The sequence below is a fragment of the Hyalangium versicolor genome (assembly GCF_020103695.1).
Taxonomy (GTDB): domain Bacteria; phylum Myxococcota; class Myxococcia; order Myxococcales; family Myxococcaceae; genus Hyalangium; species Hyalangium versicolor.
In genome coordinates this window covers 135,654-156,336 of sequence record NZ_JAHXBF010000018.1, presented here as the reverse complement: position 1 = coordinate 156,336, position 20,683 = coordinate 135,654, and the positions used below count along the sequence as shown (strand labels likewise).

21 protein-coding genes are annotated in these 20,683 nt (G+C 68.2%); 4 read left to right on the top strand and 17 right to left on the bottom strand.

The features are described 5' to 3' along the window. The first annotated feature begins 41 nt into the window (after positions 1-41). Both KY501_RS33595 and KY501_RS33590 read left to right on the top strand, forming a co-directional pair. Complete coding sequence (locus KY501_RS33595) at positions 42-698, top strand: RNA polymerase sigma factor (protein WP_224367770.1); 657 nt, start codon at positions 42-44, stop codon at positions 696-698. Then, positions 695-1,438: an anti-sigma factor family protein gene (locus KY501_RS33590; protein ID WP_224367769.1), complete on the top strand. Its 744-nt coding sequence runs from the start codon at positions 695-697 to the stop codon at positions 1,436-1,438. The genes KY501_RS33595 and KY501_RS33590 overlap by 4 nt, the downstream gene beginning before the upstream one ends. Before the next feature lie 15 nt (positions 1,439-1,453). Here the strand turns inward: KY501_RS33590 and KY501_RS33585 are convergent, their stop codons facing one another. The 3 genes from KY501_RS33585 to KY501_RS33575 all read right to left on the bottom strand — a co-directional run bounded on the left by KY501_RS33585 (position 1,454) and on the right by KY501_RS33575 (position 5,644). Next, positions 1,454-2,065 carry a hypothetical protein gene (locus KY501_RS33585; protein ID WP_224367768.1) on the bottom strand — a complete coding sequence of 204 codons (612 nt, stop codon included), beginning with the start codon at positions 2,063-2,065 and terminating at the stop codon, positions 1,454-1,456. A 20-nt stretch (positions 2,066-2,085) separates the two neighbouring features. Beyond that, complete coding sequence (locus KY501_RS33580; RefSeq protein WP_224367767.1) at positions 2,086-5,097, bottom strand: hypothetical protein; 3,012 nt, start codon at positions 5,095-5,097, stop codon at positions 2,086-2,088. Between the two features lie 76 nt (positions 5,098-5,173). Next, positions 5,174-5,644: a hypothetical protein gene (locus tag KY501_RS33575; protein ID WP_224367766.1), complete on the bottom strand. Its 471-nt coding sequence runs from the start codon at positions 5,642-5,644 to the stop codon at positions 5,174-5,176. Between the two features lie 1,427 nt (positions 5,645-7,071). Here KY501_RS33575 and KY501_RS33560 point away from each other — a divergent pair. Beyond that, positions 7,072-7,680, top strand: coding sequence for a hypothetical protein (locus tag KY501_RS33560; protein ID WP_224367765.1), 609 nt, complete (start codon positions 7,072-7,074; stop codon positions 7,678-7,680). Here the strand turns inward: KY501_RS33560 and KY501_RS33555 are convergent. From KY501_RS33555 to KY501_RS33535, 5 genes are all read right to left on the bottom strand, one after another. Next, positions 7,668-8,651 (bottom strand): hydrolase, encoded by a 984-nt coding sequence (locus KY501_RS33555; RefSeq protein WP_224367764.1) that lies wholly within the window; start codon positions 8,649-8,651, stop codon positions 7,668-7,670. The two genes, KY501_RS33560 and KY501_RS33555, sit on opposite strands and share 13 nt — an antisense overlap. 75 nt (positions 8,652-8,726) lie before the next feature. Then, positions 8,727-9,020: a YkgJ family cysteine cluster protein gene (locus KY501_RS33550; RefSeq protein ID WP_224367763.1), complete on the bottom strand. Its 294-nt coding sequence runs from the start codon at positions 9,018-9,020 to the stop codon at positions 8,727-8,729. Between the two features lie 34 nt (positions 9,021-9,054). Further along, positions 9,055-10,206 carry a hypothetical protein gene (locus tag KY501_RS33545; protein WP_224367762.1) on the bottom strand — a complete coding sequence of 384 codons (1,152 nt, stop codon included), beginning with the start codon at positions 10,204-10,206 and terminating at the stop codon, positions 9,055-9,057. Between the two features lie 29 nt (positions 10,207-10,235). Then, positions 10,236-11,192: a GNAT family N-acetyltransferase gene (locus KY501_RS33540; RefSeq protein WP_224367761.1), complete on the bottom strand. Its 957-nt coding sequence runs from the start codon at positions 11,190-11,192 to the stop codon at positions 10,236-10,238. Positions 11,193-11,199: 7 nt separating this feature from the next. Next, positions 11,200-11,874 (bottom strand): hypothetical protein, encoded by a 675-nt coding sequence (locus tag KY501_RS33535; RefSeq protein WP_224367760.1) that lies wholly within the window; start codon positions 11,872-11,874, stop codon positions 11,200-11,202. Positions 11,875-12,040: 166 nt separating this feature from the next. Here KY501_RS33535 and KY501_RS33530 point away from each other — a divergent pair, with 166 nt between their 5' ends. Further along, positions 12,041-13,018 carry a DUF481 domain-containing protein gene (locus tag KY501_RS33530; protein WP_224367759.1) on the top strand — a complete coding sequence of 326 codons (978 nt, stop codon included), beginning with the start codon at positions 12,041-12,043 and terminating at the stop codon, positions 13,016-13,018. 86 nt (positions 13,019-13,104) lie between these two features. On the opposite strand, the gene KY501_RS33525 is transcribed toward KY501_RS33530, so the two are convergent. The 9 genes from KY501_RS33525 to KY501_RS33485 are packed head-to-tail and all read right to left on the bottom strand — an operon-like array spanning position 13,105 to position 20,683. Next, positions 13,105-13,557 carry a cytochrome C oxidase subunit IV family protein gene (locus KY501_RS33525; RefSeq protein ID WP_224367758.1) on the bottom strand — a complete coding sequence of 151 codons (453 nt, stop codon included), beginning with the start codon at positions 13,555-13,557 and terminating at the stop codon, positions 13,105-13,107. Between the two features lie 18 nt (positions 13,558-13,575). Continuing rightward, positions 13,576-14,241, bottom strand: a complete 666-nt coding sequence (locus KY501_RS33520; protein WP_224367757.1) for a cytochrome c oxidase subunit 3 family protein — start codon at positions 14,239-14,241, stop codon at positions 13,576-13,578. After that, positions 14,231-15,916, bottom strand: coding sequence for a cbb3-type cytochrome c oxidase subunit I (locus KY501_RS33515; RefSeq protein ID WP_224367756.1), 1,686 nt, complete (start codon positions 15,914-15,916; stop codon positions 14,231-14,233). The genes KY501_RS33520 and KY501_RS33515 overlap by 11 nt, the downstream gene beginning before the upstream one ends. Further along, positions 15,900-16,946, bottom strand: coding sequence for a cytochrome c oxidase subunit II (gene coxB / locus KY501_RS33510; RefSeq protein WP_224367755.1), 1,047 nt, complete (start codon positions 16,944-16,946; stop codon positions 15,900-15,902). The genes KY501_RS33515 and coxB overlap by 17 nt, the downstream gene beginning before the upstream one ends. Next, positions 16,943-17,818 (bottom strand): SCO family protein, encoded by an 876-nt coding sequence (locus KY501_RS33505; protein WP_309243021.1) that lies wholly within the window; start codon positions 17,816-17,818, stop codon positions 16,943-16,945. The genes coxB and KY501_RS33505 overlap by 4 nt, the downstream gene beginning before the upstream one ends. A 24-nt stretch (positions 17,819-17,842) precedes the next feature. Continuing rightward, positions 17,843-18,388 carry a hypothetical protein gene (locus tag KY501_RS33500; RefSeq protein ID WP_224367753.1) on the bottom strand — a complete coding sequence of 182 codons (546 nt, stop codon included), beginning with the start codon at positions 18,386-18,388 and terminating at the stop codon, positions 17,843-17,845. Then, entirely contained in the window at positions 18,385-19,581 is a 1,197-nt protein-coding gene (locus KY501_RS33495; protein ID WP_224367752.1) for a hypothetical protein, read from the bottom strand. The genes KY501_RS33500 and KY501_RS33495 overlap by 4 nt, the downstream gene beginning before the upstream one ends. Then, complete coding sequence (locus KY501_RS33490) at positions 19,578-20,141, bottom strand: c-type cytochrome (RefSeq protein ID WP_224367751.1); 564 nt, start codon at positions 20,139-20,141, stop codon at positions 19,578-19,580. The genes KY501_RS33495 and KY501_RS33490 overlap by 4 nt, the downstream gene beginning before the upstream one ends. Beyond that, a complete protein-coding gene (locus KY501_RS33485; protein ID WP_224367750.1) occupies positions 20,138-20,683 on the bottom strand; it encodes a DUF3341 domain-containing protein in 546 nt (181 codons plus the stop codon). The genes KY501_RS33490 and KY501_RS33485 overlap by 4 nt, the downstream gene beginning before the upstream one ends.

Sequence of the window (20,683 nt, the reverse complement as noted above, 5' to 3'; positions counted from 1 at the left end):
GGAGAGTGACGGCGGCTGAACGCCGCTGCTATGTGGCGAGGATGGCGTGGGAGTGGGACCAGGAGCGATTGCGGCGCTTCCGGGAAGGCGCACCGGAAGTGTTGGGAGAGGTGTATCGCGCGCACGCCGAGCCGCTGGCTCGCGCGCTGCGGGCGGTCGCCTTCCGTGGGCGTGGCTTTGCCCACCTTCAAGGCGCGCTCGAGGTGGAGAACACCGTGCTTGAGACGTTCGCGCGAGCCTTCGAGCCCAGGACGCGGTTGGCCTACGACGGCATCCGCCCCTACGCGCAGTTCCTCATGGGCATCGCGCGCAACGTGGTGCTTGAGCAGTCGCGCACGCGCGAGGTGGTGGCGGGGCTGGGGCCACAGGACGAGGGTTCCACGCTGAACTGGGAGCTGGGGGTGACGGGAGGCGGGGACAGCATGGAGCAGCAGATGGAGGATCAGGAGGTGGAGGCGCTCCTGAGGGATTTCAAGGAGGGGCTGACGCCCGAGGAGCGCCAATTGTTCGAGCTGCGCTTCACCGAGGGCCTGGCTCAGGAGAGTGCGGCCGAGCGCGTGGGGCTCACCCGCATCCAGGTGCGGCGGCGCGAGAAGGGGCTCAAGCAGCGGTTGCTCGGCTATCTGCAAACGCATGGGTACCTGCAGGGTGTCCAGGCAAAGGGATGGGGGTTCTTGAAGGGGAGGGGCGACGCATGACGTGCACGAATCAGGAGGCGAAGGCGGCGCTCCAGGCGCTGTTCCTCGGAGAGCTCGATGCAGAGCGTCATGCCCGGCTGAGCGAGCATGCGCGGACCTGCGGCGAGTGTCGTGAGGCGTACAATCGGCTCTCGCGGGTGGAGTCCGCGCTGGAGAAGCGGGCGCTGCCCCAGGGGCGCGAGGCGCTGCTCGAGGCGCGGTTGATGGCTCGGGTGCAGGCCGCGGAGCGTGCCGCCGTGCCGCGCCGCTCCGTCTGGGACTGGTTGAGGGTGGCCCTGCCCGCGGCCGCGGTCGCCGCGCTGGCGATGTTCGTGGTGCTGCCACGAGTGCGGGGGCCAGCTGCCCCCGAGGATGAGTGGCAGGCGCGGAAGGGCTCGACGGAGACGGCGTTCGGTGTGCGCGCCTTCTGCGTGTCTTCGGAGGGCAATGTGCAGGCGGAGGCTCTGCCGGGCGGGAAGCTCGCGTGCCCCGAAGGGGCGTCGGTGCAGTTCAGCTATACGGCTCCCGAGGGCGCGCGGCTGTCCGTGGCGGCGAAGTCTTCCTCCGGTGAGCTGCTCCAGTTCTTCCCGCGTGAGGGCGAGGCCGCTCCGGTGAACGCGGGCGTGGATGTGCCGCTGTCGTACAGCACGCCCGTGCAAGGGGGGTGGCTCGCCGCTCCGTTGGAGGTGCGCGCCCGCTTCACCAATGAGAAGGGCCAGACGCTGGGCGAGACGCAGTTGACGCTCACCCCGGCGAAGTGAGCGCAGCCCACCGGCTCACAGCCGCAGCCGGTAGCCCAGGCTCGCGGCGAGGAAGCCGCCGAGGTTCACGTCGCCCGTGGTGACGAAGTCGACCTGGGTGAAGTGGTAGTGGGCTTCGAGGAAGAGGCCCCCAGGCCCCAGGCGCAGCTCGGCGCCACCGAGGAACTGGAATCCGAGCGTGCCCTCCTTTTCCACCGTGGTGGCGCCGAAGCCCTGGGTCGTGGCCTGGTGCAGGTAGATGCCCGGGCCCAGGCCGGCATACGGGGTGATGGAGCCGAGCGCTCCTTCGAAGCTGTACACCGCCGAGAGAAGGAAGGCGATCTCGCGCTCGGTGAGCTGGTAGGGCGCGTCTCCCCGGGTGAGCAGCGGATCGCTGAGCGTTCCGGACACCTTGGGCAGGTGCACGTTCCCCTCTAGGACGATGGCCAGCCTCCGCTCGAACAGCGGGGTGATGTAGCCCATCTCGAGCCCGAAGAAGGGCGCGCCCCCGAGCGGCGTGGTGCTCTTGAAGAAGCCGAGCTTGGGGGCCAGCAGGATGCTGTTTCCCTCGGAGGACTCAGCGGTGGCGGGCGGTGTGGCCGGAGCCTGGGCGAGGACGAGGAGCGCGAGGACGGGAAGGACGGTCATCGGGTCGGGCGAGGTGGGGGTTAGTAGCTGAGGCACTCGGTGCTGGTGAAAGGGGTTCCGGTCCCCGTGTCATCGGGCAGGCCGCCGGTGACGTAGACGTAGGCGCGGAATTGGGTGCTTCCGGCGAGGTAGCGGGGGCCTCCCTCCGCGTACCGGAATGCCCCGACGTCATTGAGGCCCGTGGTGAAGTTGCTCGAATCCGTGCACGGCCCGGGACTGTTGCCCGATGGACAGATGAGGCCCGAGCGGAACCGGAGGGCGGTGTTGCCCGCGCTGCCCGCCTGGAAGAGCGAATTGGCGAGGACTCGCGCCCAGCCACCGTGGGTCCCGTTCTTCAAATCGATGGTGGTGAAGCTCGTGGAGCTGAGGTCTCCGGAGGCATCCTGCACCTTGGCCACTTCGAGGACGTTGGAGGACAGGATGGAGGTGCCGTTGTCTCCGCCCACCGCGAGGAGCCAGGCGTCCTTCCGGTTGTCGGGAGCGGTGGATGCGAACGAGCCGGGAGCGGTCTCGGCGCTGGCCACGGCGAGCGAGAAGCGCTGGCGGGCCACGTTGAGTGCTCCCAGGTTGGTGCTCGAGAAGGCGGCCGGAGTCGTGGCCGTATTGAAGGTGTAGCTGTTGGCGAGGAAGGAAGCGCGCTCAACGCTGGCCAGCGTCGTACCGGCCGCGTTGGCGCCTCCCGCGACGTACACCGTGTCTCCCAGGAGCTGGGCGGCCGCGTGCGCGCGCTCCACGGTGAGGTGCTCGTTCAGGAGCACCCAGCGGCCGAGGGCTCCTGTGGGCAGTGGTTGCGCACCGCTCATGTCGGGAGTCTTCGCGCCCGTATCCATATAAGAGAGCTGAGGAAGCGGTGCGCCCGAGCAGCTCGGCGTGGCGGGGGCATCGAGTTCCTCCAGAAGCCGCTCCGCGCCGGAGGGCTGGTTGGCGGAGACCGTGCGGTAGATGCGGTACTTCGTGGCACCTGGAACGCAGGTCCACATGAGGCGAGCGGCATTGAGGGCCTCGTTGGCCTTCACCGGATGCTCGTCCGAGGCCAGTGTCTCTCCGTTCGGGTTCTTTGCATCTCCCGCTCCCAGGACGGCAGACACCCGGTAGTACAGGGTCCCGGTGGGCAGGGTGGCGTCTTCCTGGGTCAGGCGCTCGGGCGGCGCCAGAATCGGTGCATCCGCTGCCTTGAGTACCTGCGCACGCAGCACCGTGTTCACGGGCTTCAGCGTGCCCGTCGCATCGGGCACCCGCCCTCCGAGCACGAAGAGGTACGAGGTGTCATTCGGCACGGTGCGCACGATGGCCATGTGCCCGCGCCGCGGCTCCGGCGCTGCCGCACCCAATCGCGAGCGCTCCAGCGGATGGAATGTGCACCCGGCGCTGCTGCAGCGGCCCCCCACCTCTCCATAGAGCGTGATGGGAGCCATCTCGACGGAGTCCAGGGCATTGGTTTCGTCGCTGGTGCCGCCCAGCGCGTAGAGGAAGGGCTGGCCGAGGTCGTTCGTGGCGACGACCAGGGGGAAGTCCGCGCGCGGCGTGACGAGTTGGGTGGTAATCGCAGGCCCCGTGCCCGGGTTGGCCGAGGGGTTGGTGACGGTGAGGCCCGAGTAGTTTGCGTAGGCGGGATCCGCCGTGTTCTGCACGCGCACCACGAAGAGCCCCGCGGCCAGCTGAAGGTCCGTGGTCGCAGCCACCTGGGTGCCCGTGGGCGTGGACTCGATGCACTGCGCGGCCGCGATGCTCGTGGGGACTCGCGCGCTCAGGCTCGTGGCGCTGGGGATGCCGGTGGCGGGCAGATCGCATACCAGGATGTTCCCGCTGGCCAGCTTCTTCAGGAGCTGTACCTTCGCGCCCGCTCCGAAGTTCCTCCCGGTCACCACCAGGGGACGGGTGACATCCAGTCCGCGTGTGTCGATGGCCGACGGAGCAATGGAATCGATGACAGGTGGCTCGTCCTGTAGGACGGTGAAGCCATTGGAGGCTGGCACCTCCCCCACGGCGCCGCTCGTGTCCGCCACCTTGAGGGCATAGGGGCCACCGGGGACGACGCCGTTCGGACAGTCGGGTGAGGTGATGGGCAGGAGTTCGTTGCCCGAGCACGTGGGCACCACCGCGGTGATGATGGTGGGCGAGACGAAGGCCACACGGCGGAGTGGAATGTCCACCGTCTCCGAGGGCGCCGTCTTCAGCGGGGCCGCCATGAAGACTTCGGGCGAGCCCGCGGCGAAGGCGCGCTGATCACCCGTGGGCGCGTTGTAGATCGTGACAGGCTGATCGCGTTGCTGCCACCCGAAGCGAGGCTCCACCGTCAGCAGCCCCAGGGGCTCATAGGTGATGGACAGGGCCATGGGTAACGTGAACGCGCAGCCCTCGGGGTTCGTGATCTCGAAGTCGTACGTCCCCTCGGGCGTGCCGGAAGGGACTTCCGTCAGCAGACGCGTGGGCGACTCCACCGCGGTCGTGAAGAGCTCCACATCCGGGAAGCCGGTGCGGGTCAGCTTCATCGCGGGGAATGTCTCTGTCCGGAACCCCGTGCCCTCGACAACGAGCGGGCTGGGGGCGTTGAAGGTGAAGCCCTGCGGCGCCGTCACCCGTGTCACCGCCGGCGGCTCGACGACGATGAGCAGGTCCGCCACCTCCGCAGTGCCGCCTCCGGGGTTCTTCACCGACACCGCGTAGCTGCCCGCGGGGAGCTCTGCCGCGGGCGTGGTGTCCCGCGTGGGAATGTCCAGGAAGAGCAGCGTGGAGTCCCGGTACGAGACCCGGCCCCGTTCGAGCGTCAACGTCGTGGAACCCTTCACCGTCACTTCGGGCATTCCCACCGTCGGCGTGTCGGTGAGTACGTCCGCGGGCACGGGCGTGAAGCGCTCGCCGAGCAGCTCGAGCCGCCAGCCCCGCTCTCCTCCCTGCGCGTTGCACACGCGCGCCGGAGCGACGCTGCGCTGGCGAGGGTTGATGATGCCTGTCAGGGCGGGAGTCGGACCCTCGGTGGTTCGAGAGCAGGCGGCAACTGCAAGCAAGGCTGCGATGAGGTGCAGGCGCACGGGGGATCCTCTTGTGTCCCAGCAGGCCGGGCGGCTGCCGGGGCTCGCACAATACCGACGGAAGGAAGCTGGGAGCTCAGTGGATGAAGGAGCGATCCGCGGACGGCTCGTCAGCCTCGGCCACCTTGAGTGGGACGAGCTGCGTCAGCCGCTCCCGGTCCACGATCGTTCCCTGCGTGGGGAAGGACAGGCCCGTCGATGTCCACTCGGGAAGGAACAGGATGGGCTCGGCCATGCCGTTGTAGCCCAGCTGGACCAACTGCTCCTCCTCGAAGGTCTGGCAGCGCTTCTCGCAGCACGTGAAGGGCGCCTGGACGCGGTAGAGGCCCTCGGCCACCAGCGGTTCGAGGTGCTCGGCCCACTGTGGATCAGGGAGCGGAGTGCCGTGGGTGTGCCAGTGCGCGCGGTTCACGCTCCAACTGCTCGGCAGGTAGAGGCCGGGGCCCGGGTCGCCGTGGTTGTGGAAGTAGACGAGGCGTCCCTCGGGGATCGCGGTGCCGAGAGCCCGCCGGGTGCGATACAGCCCACATGGGGGGAGGCTGGACATGGGGGCGTGTTCTAGCTCGCTCGGCTGTCTTGAGGCGCGGCGATGAGGATTCGCCGCCAGCTCGCACGCCTGGCGAGGATTTCCGGATCAGTTCCGATGCATCAGGAATGAGGGGGAACTTTTTTCAGGGACCGGGGGCCGAGGGGGCCCTGCCCTGAAGTGCTATGCGCGTCAAATCTTTGGAATCACGAGGGAATGTGCCGGAGAAAGGCGTCGGCACGCAGGATGCTAAAGGAAAAGGCGTGGGCAGCACGGGGCGGTAGGCGGTCGGGCAGGACGGGCGGGGCGGTGAGGTAGGGCGGGGCGGTCGGTGGGGTGGGCAGGGCGGGGCGGTGAGGCAGGGCGGGGCGGTGAGGCAGGGCGGGCGGTGGGGTGGGCAGGGCGGGGCGGTGAGGCAGGGCGGTGAGGCGGGGCGGGGCGGTGAGCAGGGCGGGGCGGGGAAGGGCGGTTGGGTGGCTGGGGCAGGGCGGTGAGGCAGGGCGGGGCGGTGAGGCAGGGCGGGGCGGTGAGGCAGGGCGGGGCGGTGAGGCAGGGCGGGGCGGTGAGCAGGGCGGGGCGGTGAGGCAGGGCGGGCGGTGAGGTAGGGCGGGGCGGTGAGGCAGGGCGGGGCGGGGAAGGGCGGTTGGGTGGTTGGGGCAGGGCGGTGGGGTCGGGCAGTACGGGGGGAGCAGGGTGGGGTCGGGCAGTACGGCAGCACGAGGTCGGGCAGCGCGTGCGAGGCAGGGCGACGGGTCGGGGCAGTACGGGGGGCGAGGTCGGGCAGCACGGGCGGGGCAGGGCGGTGGGTCGTGCTGTACGGGGCAGTCGGGTAGGGCGGCGGGGTCGGGCGGTACGGGGCAGTCGGGGTAGGGCGGTGGGGTCGGGCGGTACGGGGCAGTCGGGGTCGGGCGGTGGGGTCGGGCGGTACGGGGCAGTCGGGGTAGGGCGGTGGGGTCGGGCGGTACGGGGCAGTCGGGGTAGGGCGGTGGGGTCGGGCGGTACGGGACAGTCGGGGTCGGGCGGTGGGGTCGGGCAGCACGGTGCAGGGCGGCGGGGTCGGGCAGTACGGGGTGGTACGGGCAGGGCGGCGGGTCGGGCAGGACGGGGCAGTAATCAGTACGGGGCAGCACGGGGCAGCACGGGCGGTGCAGGGTGGCGGGATCGGGCAGGACGGGGCAGGACGGGGTGTGGCTGGGCGTGAGGGGTGGGACGGGCGGGTAGGGCGGGCGGTACGCGGTAGGGGTCGGGCGGGCAGGGCGCAGTACCGAGGTGGGGTAGGGGCAGGTCGAGGACGGGCGGGACGGCACGGCGGAGCACCTCGTTGGCACACGCTGGGTTGGGACGGCTCGGGAACGGTCGAGAGTGGAGGGGGAGAAGAGCCGGTCTCCGGTGAGTCGAGCGCTCGCCGGGGCCGGCTGCCCTGACGTGTGATGGTGGGGGGAGTTGGAATGGGCGCTGTGGGTGCACTGGTGGCTGCGGGGCTCCTGCTCGGCGCGATGGAGGCGCGGGCCGAGGCCCCTGAGTTGAAGGAGAAGACGCGCGATCCGGAGCGGTTGGCTCCCTTCGGATTGCTGCTCGACGCGGGGATTCCAGAAGGAGCGGGACTGTCCGCCGCGTTCAGGCCCTCTCGGGCCGTGCGGTTGCACCTGGGAGCCACGCACAACGGAATTCGCCTGGGAGGCCGAGCGGGCATCACGCTCCTGCCGATGCGGGGCTGGTACACCCCCTCCTTCACGTTCGAGGTGGGGCACACCCTCTCGGGCAACTCGGACAAGGTGGCTCGGAGGATGGCGGATACCTCGCAGCCTCCGCTCTTCGCGATGGAGCGCGTGGGGTATTCCTACGCGAGCACGCACCTGGGCTTCGAAGTGGGCGCGCCGGGTAACTTCACCGTGTTCCTCCGCGCGGGCGTCAGCTGGGTCGAGCTCGATGTGCCCAACGTGGAGGATCTCGCCGAGCCCTTCATCGCCAGCCTCGGAGAGACGGGCGCCAAGGGTGGCCGGTTCTTCTACATGATGCCGTCGGCCAAGTTCGGGCTGATCGTCTACTTCGGCTGAGCGGCCTTCACCGAGTCGAAGAACGCCAGCACCTGCGCATCGCCCCAGAAGCGGGGCGAGTGCAGCCTTCCCGAGACGAAGCCCACGTGGCCTCCTTGCTCCGTCAGCAGGACGGTCAGGTGCGGATTCTTCGAGGCCTCGGGAGGAATGACGGGGGCCACCAGCATCGGATCATCATTGGCGCTCAGCAGCAGCGTGGGGCGCCGGATGGCGTGGAGCTTCGGTCCGGAGGAGGCCTCGTTGTAGTAGTGCGTCGCGCCGCGGAAGCCGTGCAGTGGCGCGGTGACGGCGTCGTCGAAGGCGCGGATGGTGCGCGCGGCCTCCATGGCTTTTCCGTCGAAGGCGCCGGGGAATCGCCGCAGCTTCGCGCGGGCCTTCTGCTTGAGGGTGCGCAGGAAGCGCTCGCGGTAGAGCAGCTGAAAAGGGCCGGGGCCATCCAGCCGGTAGCAGCAGGCGTCCAGATCGTACGGAGCGCTCATCACCGCCGCGGCCTCCGCCGGCGAGTTATCTCCGGTCTCCTCCAGCAGCCGGCAGAGGACATTGCCTCCCAGCGAGAACCCCACCGCGTACAGCGGCCCGGTGATCCGGGCACGCACGTGCTTCATCACCGCGAGCGCATCGCCAAACTCTCCCGAGTGGTACGAGCGCGCCAGGCGGTTGGGCTCGCCGCTGCACGAGCGGAAGTTGAGCGCGGTGCCGCCCCAGCCGCGCTCGGAGGCACCCCGGAGGACGGCGACGACATAGCCTGATTGAGACGAGCCCTCGAGTCCGTGGAGCACCACCACATGCGGGGCGCCGGGGGCTCCATCGAAGGTGTCCAGATCGACGAAGTCCCCGTCGGGCAACTCGAAGCGCTCGCGCCGCAGCGAAGGGCCCCGGGTCGGGCGCGTGAGCGAGGCGAAGATGGTCTGCGCGTGGGTCGAGCCCAGGCCCACAGCCGGAGTGAAGGGAACGGTCGGTTGGAAGCTCACGGGGCCGCGATAGCGCCCGAGCGAAGCCGAGACAAGTCCCTCGCGGGTTGGGAGTGCGAGGGCCTGCTCACGGGCTCACGCTCCGCCGCGGGCCCGGCGCATGGAGGCGCAACCCGCCTGGCGCGTGGCCTCGGCCTCACCCGTCAGCCCGAACAGGGCCAGGTACTTCTGAACGCGCTCCTCCAACGTGGGCGCCTCGATGAGCTGGCAGACCTCGTCCGGCTCGTAGCTTCGGCAGACCTGCGGCCGGCGGTCATACACCGAGCACAGGTTGTCCGCGGTGAGGTGCGGGCAGCGCATCCCCAGTGGCTTGTCCAGCGCGGCGATGTCCGGCGCCACGCAGCAGGCGCCACAGCGAGTGCACTCCATGACCTGGGCTCCTGTGAGGCGAGGGCCTCCCGTCTCAACGCGGGTCGATCTTCTTCACATCCCCGCCGTTCGTCACGGTGAGGGCCACCTGCTGGCCTGGCTTCCAGACGACGTACTCCTGCTCCGTCTTCGGCTTGAGCTCGGTCTTCTTCTTGCCGCCGTCGTACTCGAGGTTGACGACGTACTGCTCCTCGCGGCGCAGCCGGTCCTCGGCGCTCACGGACAGGTCCGGCCAGCGCGGAGGCTCCGCGTTCTTGCCCGAGGCCTCCCGGTGGGTCACTTCCTTCCACTGGTACGTGTCGTAGCTGCACTTCTGGGCGTAGACGGGCTCGTTGCGGTAGCGCGTCTCGTTGCGGCAGTCCTCGTAGGACTCGTCGCAGTACTTCGTGACGTCCTCGCAGACCTCCTCCTTGAAGCCGTTGCCCTTGTTGCGCGTGTGGCACTTCTCCTCGGTGCCGCAGGCCTTCTTCCGCGTCTTCGTCGAGCACACGCGCTCGGTACCGTCCGCCACCTTGCGCGTGGAGCGCTGACGCGAGGCACACCCGCGGATGTTCTGCACTCCCGCCACCTCGCCCGAACCGTTGACGGGCATGCGCGGCGACTGAGGGTGCAGCTCGTCCGCCCAGCCCTCCAGCGTCACGGGCACGAAGCGCTCCTGGAACACGGTGCGCTTCCACTCGGTGCTCACCACCTGGCCCGTGGTGTCATGAGGGATGGACGACCAGAATCCATAAGCGATCGTCCCGAAGCAGCAGAGGGAGAAGATGCCACCCAATGCCAGCATCACCTTGGCGAAGGTGCCGCGCTTCTTCGGGGCCGGCGGGGGCCGATTCTCGGGAGGCCGGCGCGGATCCGCCTCTTCCTCCAGTGCCTTGGCATCGGTGGACCGCTCGGCCCGGCAGTTCTTGCAGATCTCCTGGTCGCCCCGGTTGGAGGCGCCGCAGTAGGCGCAGAACCAGTCCACGCCGGCGTGGGCCAGCTCCAGCGCCTTCTCGTCCGTGACACCCTCGCGCAGCGACTTGCCTGTCTTCGCATCCGTGCCGCCGAACTCGAACTCGGACTCCTTGCCGGTGAGCTCACGCGGATTGCCACACTGGGGGCACTTCTTGTGCCGGGCGAGGATGCCCTTCGTGTCACACGAAGTGCAGTCCCACGTGCCCTCGATGATCCGGATGCGCTTGGCCATGGGCGCATCCTAACCGCAGCGGGCGCCAATTAGACCCAGAGCGCTCGCGGGATGGGCGTGGCCGGGGAGAGAGGCACCTCGGGCCGCAGTGGCCGCAGCATGGGCAGCGAGCCGTCCCGCGCCTCGCGCACGGCGCCCGGCACCTGCGACAGGAGCGATCCCATGCCAGGCTCCTCCCACACCACGACCTTCGAGAGCCCTGCCCGGTGGGCCACGCGGCGGGCGGCTGAGAGCAACGCGGTGGCATCCTCGGCCGAGCGGGCGTCGAACATCGCCACGATCAAGGCGCTGTAGCGGCTCATCATGTACCAGAGGGCGGTGGACTCGCCGGCCATGGCGCCGTTGGCCTCCGGGCGCGGGCGGGGTATCAGCTCCGAGTAGATGCGCTCGCGCTCGATGTGCCAGTCCACCTGATCCGCGGTGGGCCAGAGGAAGAAGGGGGCCTCGGGGTGGCGCATGCGGGCCAGTGCGGCGCCGAGCTCCTTCTCGGAGAGCAGCCGATCCACCCGCTCGGAGGGCTCGCCCGGCTCCGGGGCGAAGCTCCAGTCCCAGGCATCCAGCTCCCGGTAGCCGGAGCGCTGGTAGAGCGGGGCGCCCACGTCCGAGAAGAGCAGCGCGCTCTGGGCCCGAGGCGAAATGCGCTCCAGCTCCGCGGCCAGCAGATCCATCAGCCGGGTGGCATACCCGCGTCCGCGCAGCCGCTCCTCGGTGAAGACGCTGGCGATGCCAAAGCTGTCACCCTGCGCGAACGCTCCATCCGGAGCGCGCAGGAAGCTGTCCATGCGGAACGTCTCACACGAGGCGAGCGCGGCCCCATCGTCCGCGCACAACAGCCACGTCTTCATCTCGGCGTGAGCCCAACGCTGGGCTCGCAGCCTCCGCTCGCGCTGGAGATATCCCTCGACGGTGAGGGACACGCCCCAGGCGGAGTGGGTGACGAGATCCCGTTCGGTCTTCTGGCTCTCGCTGGCGAGTACAAGTTTCATGGCTGGCTCACATGGTAGCGGTGAAGGGAACGCGGAAGTGCAGCAGCAGGTACGCCTGGCCCACGTGGAAGATGGACTCGTTGATCGGCTTCGTCTCCGTGAAGGTCCCCACGCGCTGCGGAATGTAGAGGGACGAGTTCCACCCGATGCTCACGAGGAACGTCTTGGACAACTGGAACTCCAGGTCCGCGTTGAGCTGGGCGCCGGGCCGGAAGAAGTGGGTGTTCTCCAGCGTGTCCGAGGACAGGTACGCGTAGGTGACGATCAGCCCCGCATCGAGCGAGAGGCGCACCGGGCTCGGAGTGAGCCCCAGGCCGAAGCCCAGCGGCTTCCAGGTGGCTCCATACATGGAGGTGTTCCGGTACTTCGGCGAGATGATGATGGAGTCCGGAATGAGCTTGAGGATCGCGGGGGCGTAGCGGACCTCGTTCATGGCCAGCACCCGGCCGCGCTGCCGCTGGGGGAAGAGGTTCTTGTGGGCCTGCAGCCACTCCTTGTCGAGCACGGCCTCCACGGAGATCTTCAGCCCGGTGTGGATGGGCTGGTCCTCGAACACGGGGCCGAAGAAGAGGAACGCGGCGGGACCGAAAGCGATGTCCACGGGCGCGGTGACTCGCCGCTGGGCCGCGGAGACGCCGGGCAGCAGCAGACAGGACAGCAGGGCCAACTGGGCGAGCTTCATGCGAGGCGTGCCTCCAGAGGCGGTTTCAAGCGGAGGCGCTCAGCGTAGAAGGATCGGGGCATTTCTGTCGCCGAACCCTGCAACCGGAGAGAGTATCGGGCATCCCACCGGGCAGGCCGCCCTCAACGGGTGGGTCCTGAACACCCCCATCACGGGTTCATTGCACATGCTGACTGCTTTCCTCGTAGCCACTTCCCTTCAAGCCCAGACCCCTACTCCTCCTGCCACTCCGGCCACCGAGGTCGCCGCCGAGCGTGCCGCTGCCGCCGCCGAGAAGGCCGCCGCCGCTGCCGAGAAGGCCGCCGAGGCCAGTGCCCGCATGGCCGCCGCCGTCGAGCGCCTGAGCGAGGCCCTGGGCAAGCCCGCCACTCCCGCGGCTCCCGCAGCGCCTGAAGCGCCTCCCGCCAAGACGGCCGAGGCTCCGAAGGAGGATCCCTGGAATGGGAACATTGGACTGGGGCTCATCGCGCTCTCGGGCAACGCCTCGACGCTGACGTTCAGCGGACTGGCCTCGGCCGAGCGCAAGACGCAGGGGTGGATCTACTCGCTCAAGGCGCAGGGCCTGTACGGCCGCAGTCGCCTGGCCGCCACGGAGACGGAGGGCGAGCGCACGCAGGTGGTGGCCCTCAGCGCGGGCGTGGATGTCCGGGTGGATCGCCGCTTCACGCCGGTGGTCAGCGGTTACCTGCTGGCCGGCGCGCAGACGGACCACGTGAAGAGCGTGGAGGTGCGCGGCATCGGCGAGGCGGGCGCGGGCATCTCCTGGTGGGACGAGAAGACGCCGGACGGGCGCACCACTTCGCTGCGCACGGACCTGGCCTTCCGCTTCTCCCGCGAGACGCGCTTCCAGTACTACCCGACGCCGTTGGATCTCGAGGACGTGGACCTGGGCGGCCCTCGAGTGGGCGTGGCGTTCAGCTACGGGCTGACCAAGGACACGGTCTTCACCGAGCAGGCCGAGGCCATCCCCAACGTACTGGGAGAGTCCCGCCTCCTCGTGAACAGCACCTCCACGCTCGCGGTGGGGTTGTCGGAGACGCTCACCATCGGCACCAGCTTCGTCCTCCAGTACGACAGCGCGCCGCCTCCGGGGAAGGTGTCCACGGACACGGCGCTGTCGGCCAACGTCTCGATCGCGTTCTAGCTCCTCACAGCCGGGGAGCCCGCAAACGCAACGCGGCGCCGGGGATACCCTCGGCGCCGCGGAAACCTCCAGGTGGAGGAGGCGAGCTACTCCTTGTGCTCGCTCGGGGACTCGTGCCCACCACCGGAGTGCGCTCCACCGTGGGCACCGCCGTGCGCCGGCGTCTTGCCCTCGATGAAGTTCAGGTCCGGCAGATCGCTCAGGTGCGAGCCGGCGGGGTTCGCCGGGCGGAAGCGCGTGGCGAAGTCCGCCATCGGCATGATGAGCATCATCAGCACGAAGAGGAACGACACGCCCATCACCAGCCGGTTGGCGCCCTTGTGGTCCTTCAGGTGCATGAAGATCAGCAGCACCAGCAGACCCTTCGTGGTGGCGATGGCGAGTGCCACCGGGAGCGCCAGCGAGAAGTGCATGCGCCCGGTGAACACCGTCAGACCGGTGAAGAACAGCAGCGCTACCCAGACGATCCAGTACGGAGCAGCGCTGTGGTGCTCCGCCATGTTGCGAGCTTCCTGCTGGGACTCATTGGCCGCGGACATGTTGAAGAGCTCCTGGAACTAGATGAGGTACAGCAGCGGGAAGAGGAAGATCCACACCAGGTCGACGAGGTGCCAGTACATGCTGCCCAGCTCGACCGCGGTGTAGTTGTTGGGCCCGAAGTTCTGCTCGCGGATCGCCTTCACCGTCAGCCACGCCAGCACGCTCATGCCGACGATGACGTGGAAGGCGTGCAGGCCCGTGGCCAGGAAGTAGATCGTGAAGTACAGCGGCGCGCCCGGCAGCTGCACCTCTTCGAAGTGGTAGTACTTACCGGGCAGCGCGCCCTCGGCGAACTTGTGGCTGTACTCGAAGCCCTTGATGACGAGGAACGCGCACGCCATGGCGATGGTGAGCACGAACATGAGCGCCACCGTCTTGTTCTTGCCCTCCTTCGCGTAGTGCACCGCGAGCGCCGCCGTCAGCGACGAGGTGATGAGCACCACGGTGTTGATGGTGCCCAGCGACAGGTCCAGGTGGCGGCTCGCCTGGGCGAAGGCGTCCGGGAACAGGTAGCGGTAGCAGCCGTAGCAGACGAACAGGCCGGCGAAGAGCAGGATTTCGGTGGAGAGGAACAGCCACATGCCCAGGCGGGCGGCGTGGTTCTGCACCTCCAGCGAGGCGAAGTGCTGCGCCAGGCGGGGGACCCCGGGCGTGGCGCCCGCGGGGTGAGCACTAGACTGCATCGGGCACCTCGGCCTTCTTCGGATCCACGTACAGGTGCGGTTCCTCGGGGTAGGTGGGCTGCGGGCCCACGAAGTTGTGGGTCGGCGGCGGCGAGTCGGAGATCCACTCGTAGCCCTTGCTGCGCCACGGGTTCTTCCCGGAGGCCCTTCCGTACGCCAGCGAGTACGTCAGGTACACGGCGATGATGATGAACCCGAACGCCAGCAGCGAGGCGCCCGCCGTGGAGGCCACGTGCAGCGCCTGGTAGCGCTCCGGGTACTCGAAGTAGCGCCGCGGCATGCCGTAGTTGCCCAGCAGGAACTGCGGGATGAACGTGGCGTTGAACCCCAGGATGATGAACGCCGACGCCACCAGGCCCCAGCCCTCGTGGTACGTCTTCCCGAACATCTTCGGGAACCAGTAGTGCAGCGCCGCCAGGAACGCCATCACCGTGGCGCCCACCATGATGAAGTGGAAGTGCGCCACCACGAAGTAGGTGTCGTGCCAGTGCACGTCCAGCGACGTCGTCGCCACCGCGATGCCCGTCATGCCACCGAACACGGTGAAGAACAGGAAGCCGCAGAAGTAGGCGAACGGCGTCTTGAAGTCCACGGCACCCTTGTAGACGGTGCCCACCCAGTTGAAGACCTTGATGGCGGTGAACACGCCCACCAGCATCGTGAGCACGCCGAAGATGCCCGCGTCGAACGTCGACTGACCCGACACGAACATGTGGTGGCCCCACACGAAGAAGCCCACGAAGGCGATCCCGAGGCTCGAGTACGCCACCGCGCGGTAGCCGAACACGTTCTTGCGGCTGTAGGTGGCCACCACCTCGGACATCACTCCGAAGGACGGCAGCACCATGATGTACACGGCCGGGTGGCTGTAGAACCAGAACAGGTGCTGGAAGAGCACCGGGTCTCCGCCGCGCGCCGGGTCGAACAGGCCGAAGTGGAACAGCTGCTCACCCGTGACGATGACCAGCAGCAGGCCGATGACCGGCGTGGCCAGCACCTGGATGCAGCTGGTGGCGTACAGCGCCCACGCGAACAGGGGCAGCTTGAACCAGGTGATGCCCGGCGCCCGCATGGTGTGGATGGTGACGATGAAGTTGAGGCCCGTGGCGATCGAGCTGAAGCCGATGATGAACGCGCCGAACAGCACCGGCGCCACCGTCGTCGTCGTGTGCGTGCTGTACGGCGTGTAGAACGTCCAGCCCGTGTCCAGGCCGCCGTTGATCATGCCCCACAGCGCCAGGCCCGCGCCCGCCAGGTAGATGTAGAGGCTGGCCAGGTTCAGCTTCGGGAAGGCCACGTCCTTGGCCCCCAGCATGAGCGGCAGCACGAAGTTGCCGAACACCGCCGGGATGGCGGGGATCATGAACAAGAAGATCATGACCATGCCGTGGAGCGTGAACATACGGTTGTATGTCATCGCGTCCATGATGGTCGGACCGGGCGTGAGCAGCTCGATGCGGATGAGCATCGCGAAGATGCCGCCCACCAGGAAGAACAGGAGGATCCACACCAGGTACATCAGCGCGATGCGCTTGTGGTCCACCGTCAGCAGCCACGACTTCACCGTGGTGCCGTCCACCAGATAGCTGGGGTGGTCGTGGTGCGCATCGTGCGCGTCGTGGGCGTCGTGCGCGGGCAGGACACCCTCTGCTGTCGTGCTACTGGATGGGTTCATAGGCCGGTCCTTGAGAAGCGCCCTCGCGCACGTTCTGCGTACGCAGCGACTTGATGAACTCGACGATGGCGGCCGTCTCGGGGCCCGCCAGCTTGCCCTGGAAGGTTGGCATCACATTCTTGTAGCCGGCCACCAGGTGCGCCCCGGGATCCATCATCGACTGGGTGATGTAGGCCTCGTCCACGCGGATGGTCTGCCCGTCGTCCAGCTTCTCCACGCGATCATACAGGCCCAGGAAGGTGGGGCCGATGTGCGGCGCCCCGTCCACCGTGTGGCACTTGAAGCAGCCCTGCGTGCCGGCCAGCTTCTGGCCCTGCTCGGCCATGCGCGCCACCGGCGGCACCAGCGAGGTGTCCGCCAGCGCGTCCTGGCGGCCGGCCAGCTTGCCGCGTTGCTGTTGCTTGAGCCACTCCTCGAAGTCCTCCGGCGAGAGCACCACCACCTCCGCCAGCATCTTCGAGTGGCTCAGGCCGCAGTACTCCGTGCACAGCACCTGGTAGGTGCCGGGCTTGGTCGCGTTGAACCAGGCCTGGGTGTAGCGGCCCGGCAGCGCGTCCATCTTGATGCGGAAGGCCGGCACGTAGAAGGAGTGCAGCACGTCCCGCGAGGTGATGAGCAGGCGCACGTTCCGGTTGGCCGGCACGTGCAGCACGTTCACCCCGTTGGGGCCCTCCGGGTACGCGAACTTCCACATCCACTGCTTGCCCATCACGTACACGTCGTACGTGTCCTTGGGCGGCGTGGTGAAGAAGACGAAGTCCCGGAAGCCGATGGCGAACCAGGCCAGGAAGAACACCAGCGGCACCGAGACGAAGAGGAACTCGGTGGGCAGGTTGGGCACCACGTACTCGGTGGCCTGATTGGGCACGCGCCGCCGGTAGCGGAAGAACATGAAGACCGCCGCCAGGCCCACCGCGATCGACGACACCATGGTGACGCCGACGACGAAGTAGTGGAGGTGGTCGACCTTCTCCGCGAACGTCGACGCGCGCTCCGGAAGGAAGAGGATTTTGTCAGCGAGATTGCTCATGCCGCAGCGCCTTTCTTCAGCTCGCGCCTCCAGAAAAAGATCAGCATCGACGAGAGCGCGGTGAACACCAGCAGCGCTCCCGTCCGAATGAAGCCGAACACGTAGAAGCTGTACCGCCGCATCGCGGCGTCATACTTGAAACAGGACAGGACGACTCGGTCGAAGCTGGTGCCCACTCGACCGTTACCGGCTTCCACCAGCGCCAGCTTCATGTCCTTGGCGGGGAAGGTGGTTCCGTAGAGGTAGCGGGAAACGCTGCCCTCGGGGGTGATGACCTGCACCACGGCGGGGTGGGCGAACTGCTTGCTGGCCTCGTCGTAGCGATACTTGAAACCCACCGCCTCGGTGAGCAGGTGGATGTTGTCCTCGGTGCCCGTGAGGAAGTGCCAGGGCGCCGACTCGGACTTGCCCATGGCCTGCAGGTGGCGGCGGCGCCGCTCCAGGCTCTGGGTGGGCGTGTCCTTGGGATCGATGCTCACGGTGATGGCGTGGTAGTCCTTGCCCAGCTCCAGCCCTACCTCGCGCATGGCGCTCACCTGGCCGTTGATGACCAGGTTACAGAGCATGGGGCACTCGTAATACACCAGCGTCAGCAGGGTGGGCTTGTCCTTGGGCAGCACATCGCCCAGGCGCACCTCTTTGCCCGTCTCGTCCAGGAAGCGGGCCTGCAGCGGCAGCGGCTCGCCCAGGTGCTCTTCCACGTCCACGCCCTGCACCTGCGGGGGCTGCTGGGCGTCGACGATGTCCCGAGGCGTCTTTCCTCCACCGGGCAGGGCGGCCGCTGGCAGCGCCACGCTCAGCACGAGCGCCGCCACGGCGAGCCCCGCGCGCCAGCCGGCGCGGGAGGAAGGCAGGGACTGGAAGGAGGACATCGACATCGGAGCGAGACCTGGAACCTAGTGAGGGGTGGGGGCGGGAGCCGCCGGAGTGGTGGGCGCGGGAGCCGGGGCCTGGGCCGGAGCCTTGCCGCCGGGAGCGGGAGCCGGGGCCTTGCCCTGGGGCGAGGTGGGCTCGGGAGCCGGGGGAGCCGGCGGCGGGGGAGGAGGCTTCGCGGCGTCCGCGATGACCTGGTCCATGGCCTTCTCCAGCGGCAGGTGCGCCACGACGCCGGGCTGGTCACCCGTGCCGGCCTCGAGCGCCTTGTGCTGGCCCTCGAGCTTCTCCGTGGCGTGCGAGTCCTGCTCGAACATGCGCTGGTTGACGATGCCGATCTCGTACTGGCCGATGGCGATCGGCTTGGGCGGCGGGCCGTCCGGCTGGAACTCGCGCTCCAGGTTCACCTGTCCGCGCCACGCCACCACGGCGCTCACGCCGAAGATGAGCAGGGAGAGCACTCCCACGCGGATGACCTTGCCGAGGACCAGGTGGTCCTCCTCGGCCGCCACGCCATGGGCGCCGACGATGACGCGCGACTCCTCTTCGACTTGCGTCTTCTTGCTCATGGCTGCACGTACCTCAGCGAGTCAGCGATGTACGGATCCTTCACCGGCACCGTGTACCGGCCGCGGGCGCGGAACAGCGCGAAGCCCACGGCGATGCCGCCCACGCCCACCCACGCGGTGATGATCGTCCACGGGAAGGAAGGGTGCTCCGAGTTGTAGGCGGGGAAGATGAGCCAGTACAGGTCCACCGCGTGAACGATGAGCAGGTACACGGCCACCACGGCCAGCTTGCGCGGCTGCAGCTTCAGGTTGCGCGACAGCAGGATGCCGAAGGGGATGAGGAACTGGATGAAGAACAGGGCGATGGACACCGGGCGCCAGCCGCCGAAGATGCGCACGTGGTACCAGGGCGCCTCCTCCGGGAGGTTGGCGATCCACACGAGCAGGAACTGGCTGAAGGCGATGTAGGCCCAGAAGGCCACGAAGGCCAGCATCAGCTTGCCCAGGTTATGGTAGTGCGCCGTCGTCACCAGGTTCCCGTAGAGGTCCTTGCCCTGGGCGTTCACCGTCGTGAGCGTCAGCACGCAGAAGGCCGCCAGGAAGCTGCCGGCGAAGTAATAGACGCCATAGATGGTCGACTGCCAGAGCGGCGTGAGGCTCATCATCCAGTCGAACGCAGCAAAAGTGATCGTAAGGGCAAGAAAAGGTAGAGAACCGGGCGCAAAGAACCGCTGCTTCACCGTGAGCATCAGGTCCCCACCCTCGTCCTGGCGGGTGCTCCAGCCGTAGAGGCGGTGGCTGACGAACGTCCACACCAGGAAGTAGATGACCTGGCGGGCGTAGAAGAAGCCCACGTTCAGGTAGCCGTGCTTGCTGTGCAGGTGGTGCAGCTGGACGTCCGTGAACTCCGAGGTGAGCGGGGACTCCGGCACCCAGGGGTACAGCAGCTTGAGGGCCGGGATGAGGCCCAGGAAGAGCACCGCGAAGATGGGGACGGAGATGGCCATCGTCTCCATGGCCCGGCGCAGCACCGTCATCCACTTGGCCTTGGCCGTGTGGAAGACGGCCACCATGATGATGGAGGCCACGGCGATGCCCGCCCAGTACACGTAGCCGAACAGGTAGCTGTGAGCCGCCGCGCGCGCGTCGCCCACGAAGGCGCCCACCGCCGTCAGCACGAGCCCGAGGATGCCGATGCCGAAGGCCGGCACCATCAGCTTGGGCGTTCCGTTGTAACGCTCCACGGAATTCATCGGTTCTCCTGAGGAAGGGTCTGCGCACCCGCCGGGACGCCGCGAGCGGCCTGGAGCGCGCGCACGTAGGCGACCACGGCCCAGCGCTCCTGGGTGTTCAGCTCGCCGCTGAAGGACGGCATCACGCCGTAGCCCTGGGTGATGGCGTTGAAGAAGTGGCCCGCGGGCTTGTTGGAGAGCTCCAGCAGCGACGGCGGCAGGCGCAGGCCCATGTTCTCCGCGACGATGCTGTTTCCGTCACCGAGCACGCCGTGGCACTGCGCGCAGACGATGGAGTACTTCTTCTGCCCCAGCACCAGCAGGTTCTTGTCCACCTTCACGGGGATGGCGGTGACGTACTGGCCGTTGGAGCTGCCCGTGGTGATGCCCGGGTTGCCCACCGGCTGCTCGCGGGCGATGGTGCCCTCGGGCGGCGTCCGCATGGCGCGCCCGTCGGCCCAGAACTCCGAGCTCTCGTAGTACTCGTACTTGGCCTGGGACTCCATCCGCTGGAAGAACTCGGAAGGAACGTCACAGCCAGTCAGGGCCAGCAGCCCCAGGGCGGGGATGAGCCGTCTCATTCCTTCTCTCCCGTGACAACCGTCACCTGGGTCGCGCCCAGGGACTGGAGCTTGCTCTGCACATCCTGCACGTCCACACCCGCGAGCTTCGGCACGCTCAGCCAGTAGCCGTGCGTGGAAGCGCTGCGGAACCCGTCGTGCTCGAAGACGGGGTGGTAGGGCTGCGGCAGCTTGGCCAGGCCCAGCACGCCGAAGAAGATGCTGAAGGCCGTGAACAGCACCGCCAGCTCGAACGTGATGGGGATCCATGCCGGCAGGCTGAGCAGCGGGCGGCCACCGACGTTCAGCGGGTAGTCGATGGTGTTCATCCACGTCTGCATGGCCAACGCGGTGCACACACCGGTGATGGCGCCACACAGGGCGATGAGGGGAATCTTCGAGGGCGGCAGGCCCAGGGCCTCGGACCCGCCATGCAGCGGGTACGGGGAGTAGGTGTCCATCCCCTGGAAGCCCTTCAGGCGCATCTCGTTGGTCGCCTTCACCAGCTCGTCAGGGCTGGGGAACTCGGCGAGGACCCAGCTATCGAGGACCGGAGTATCCAT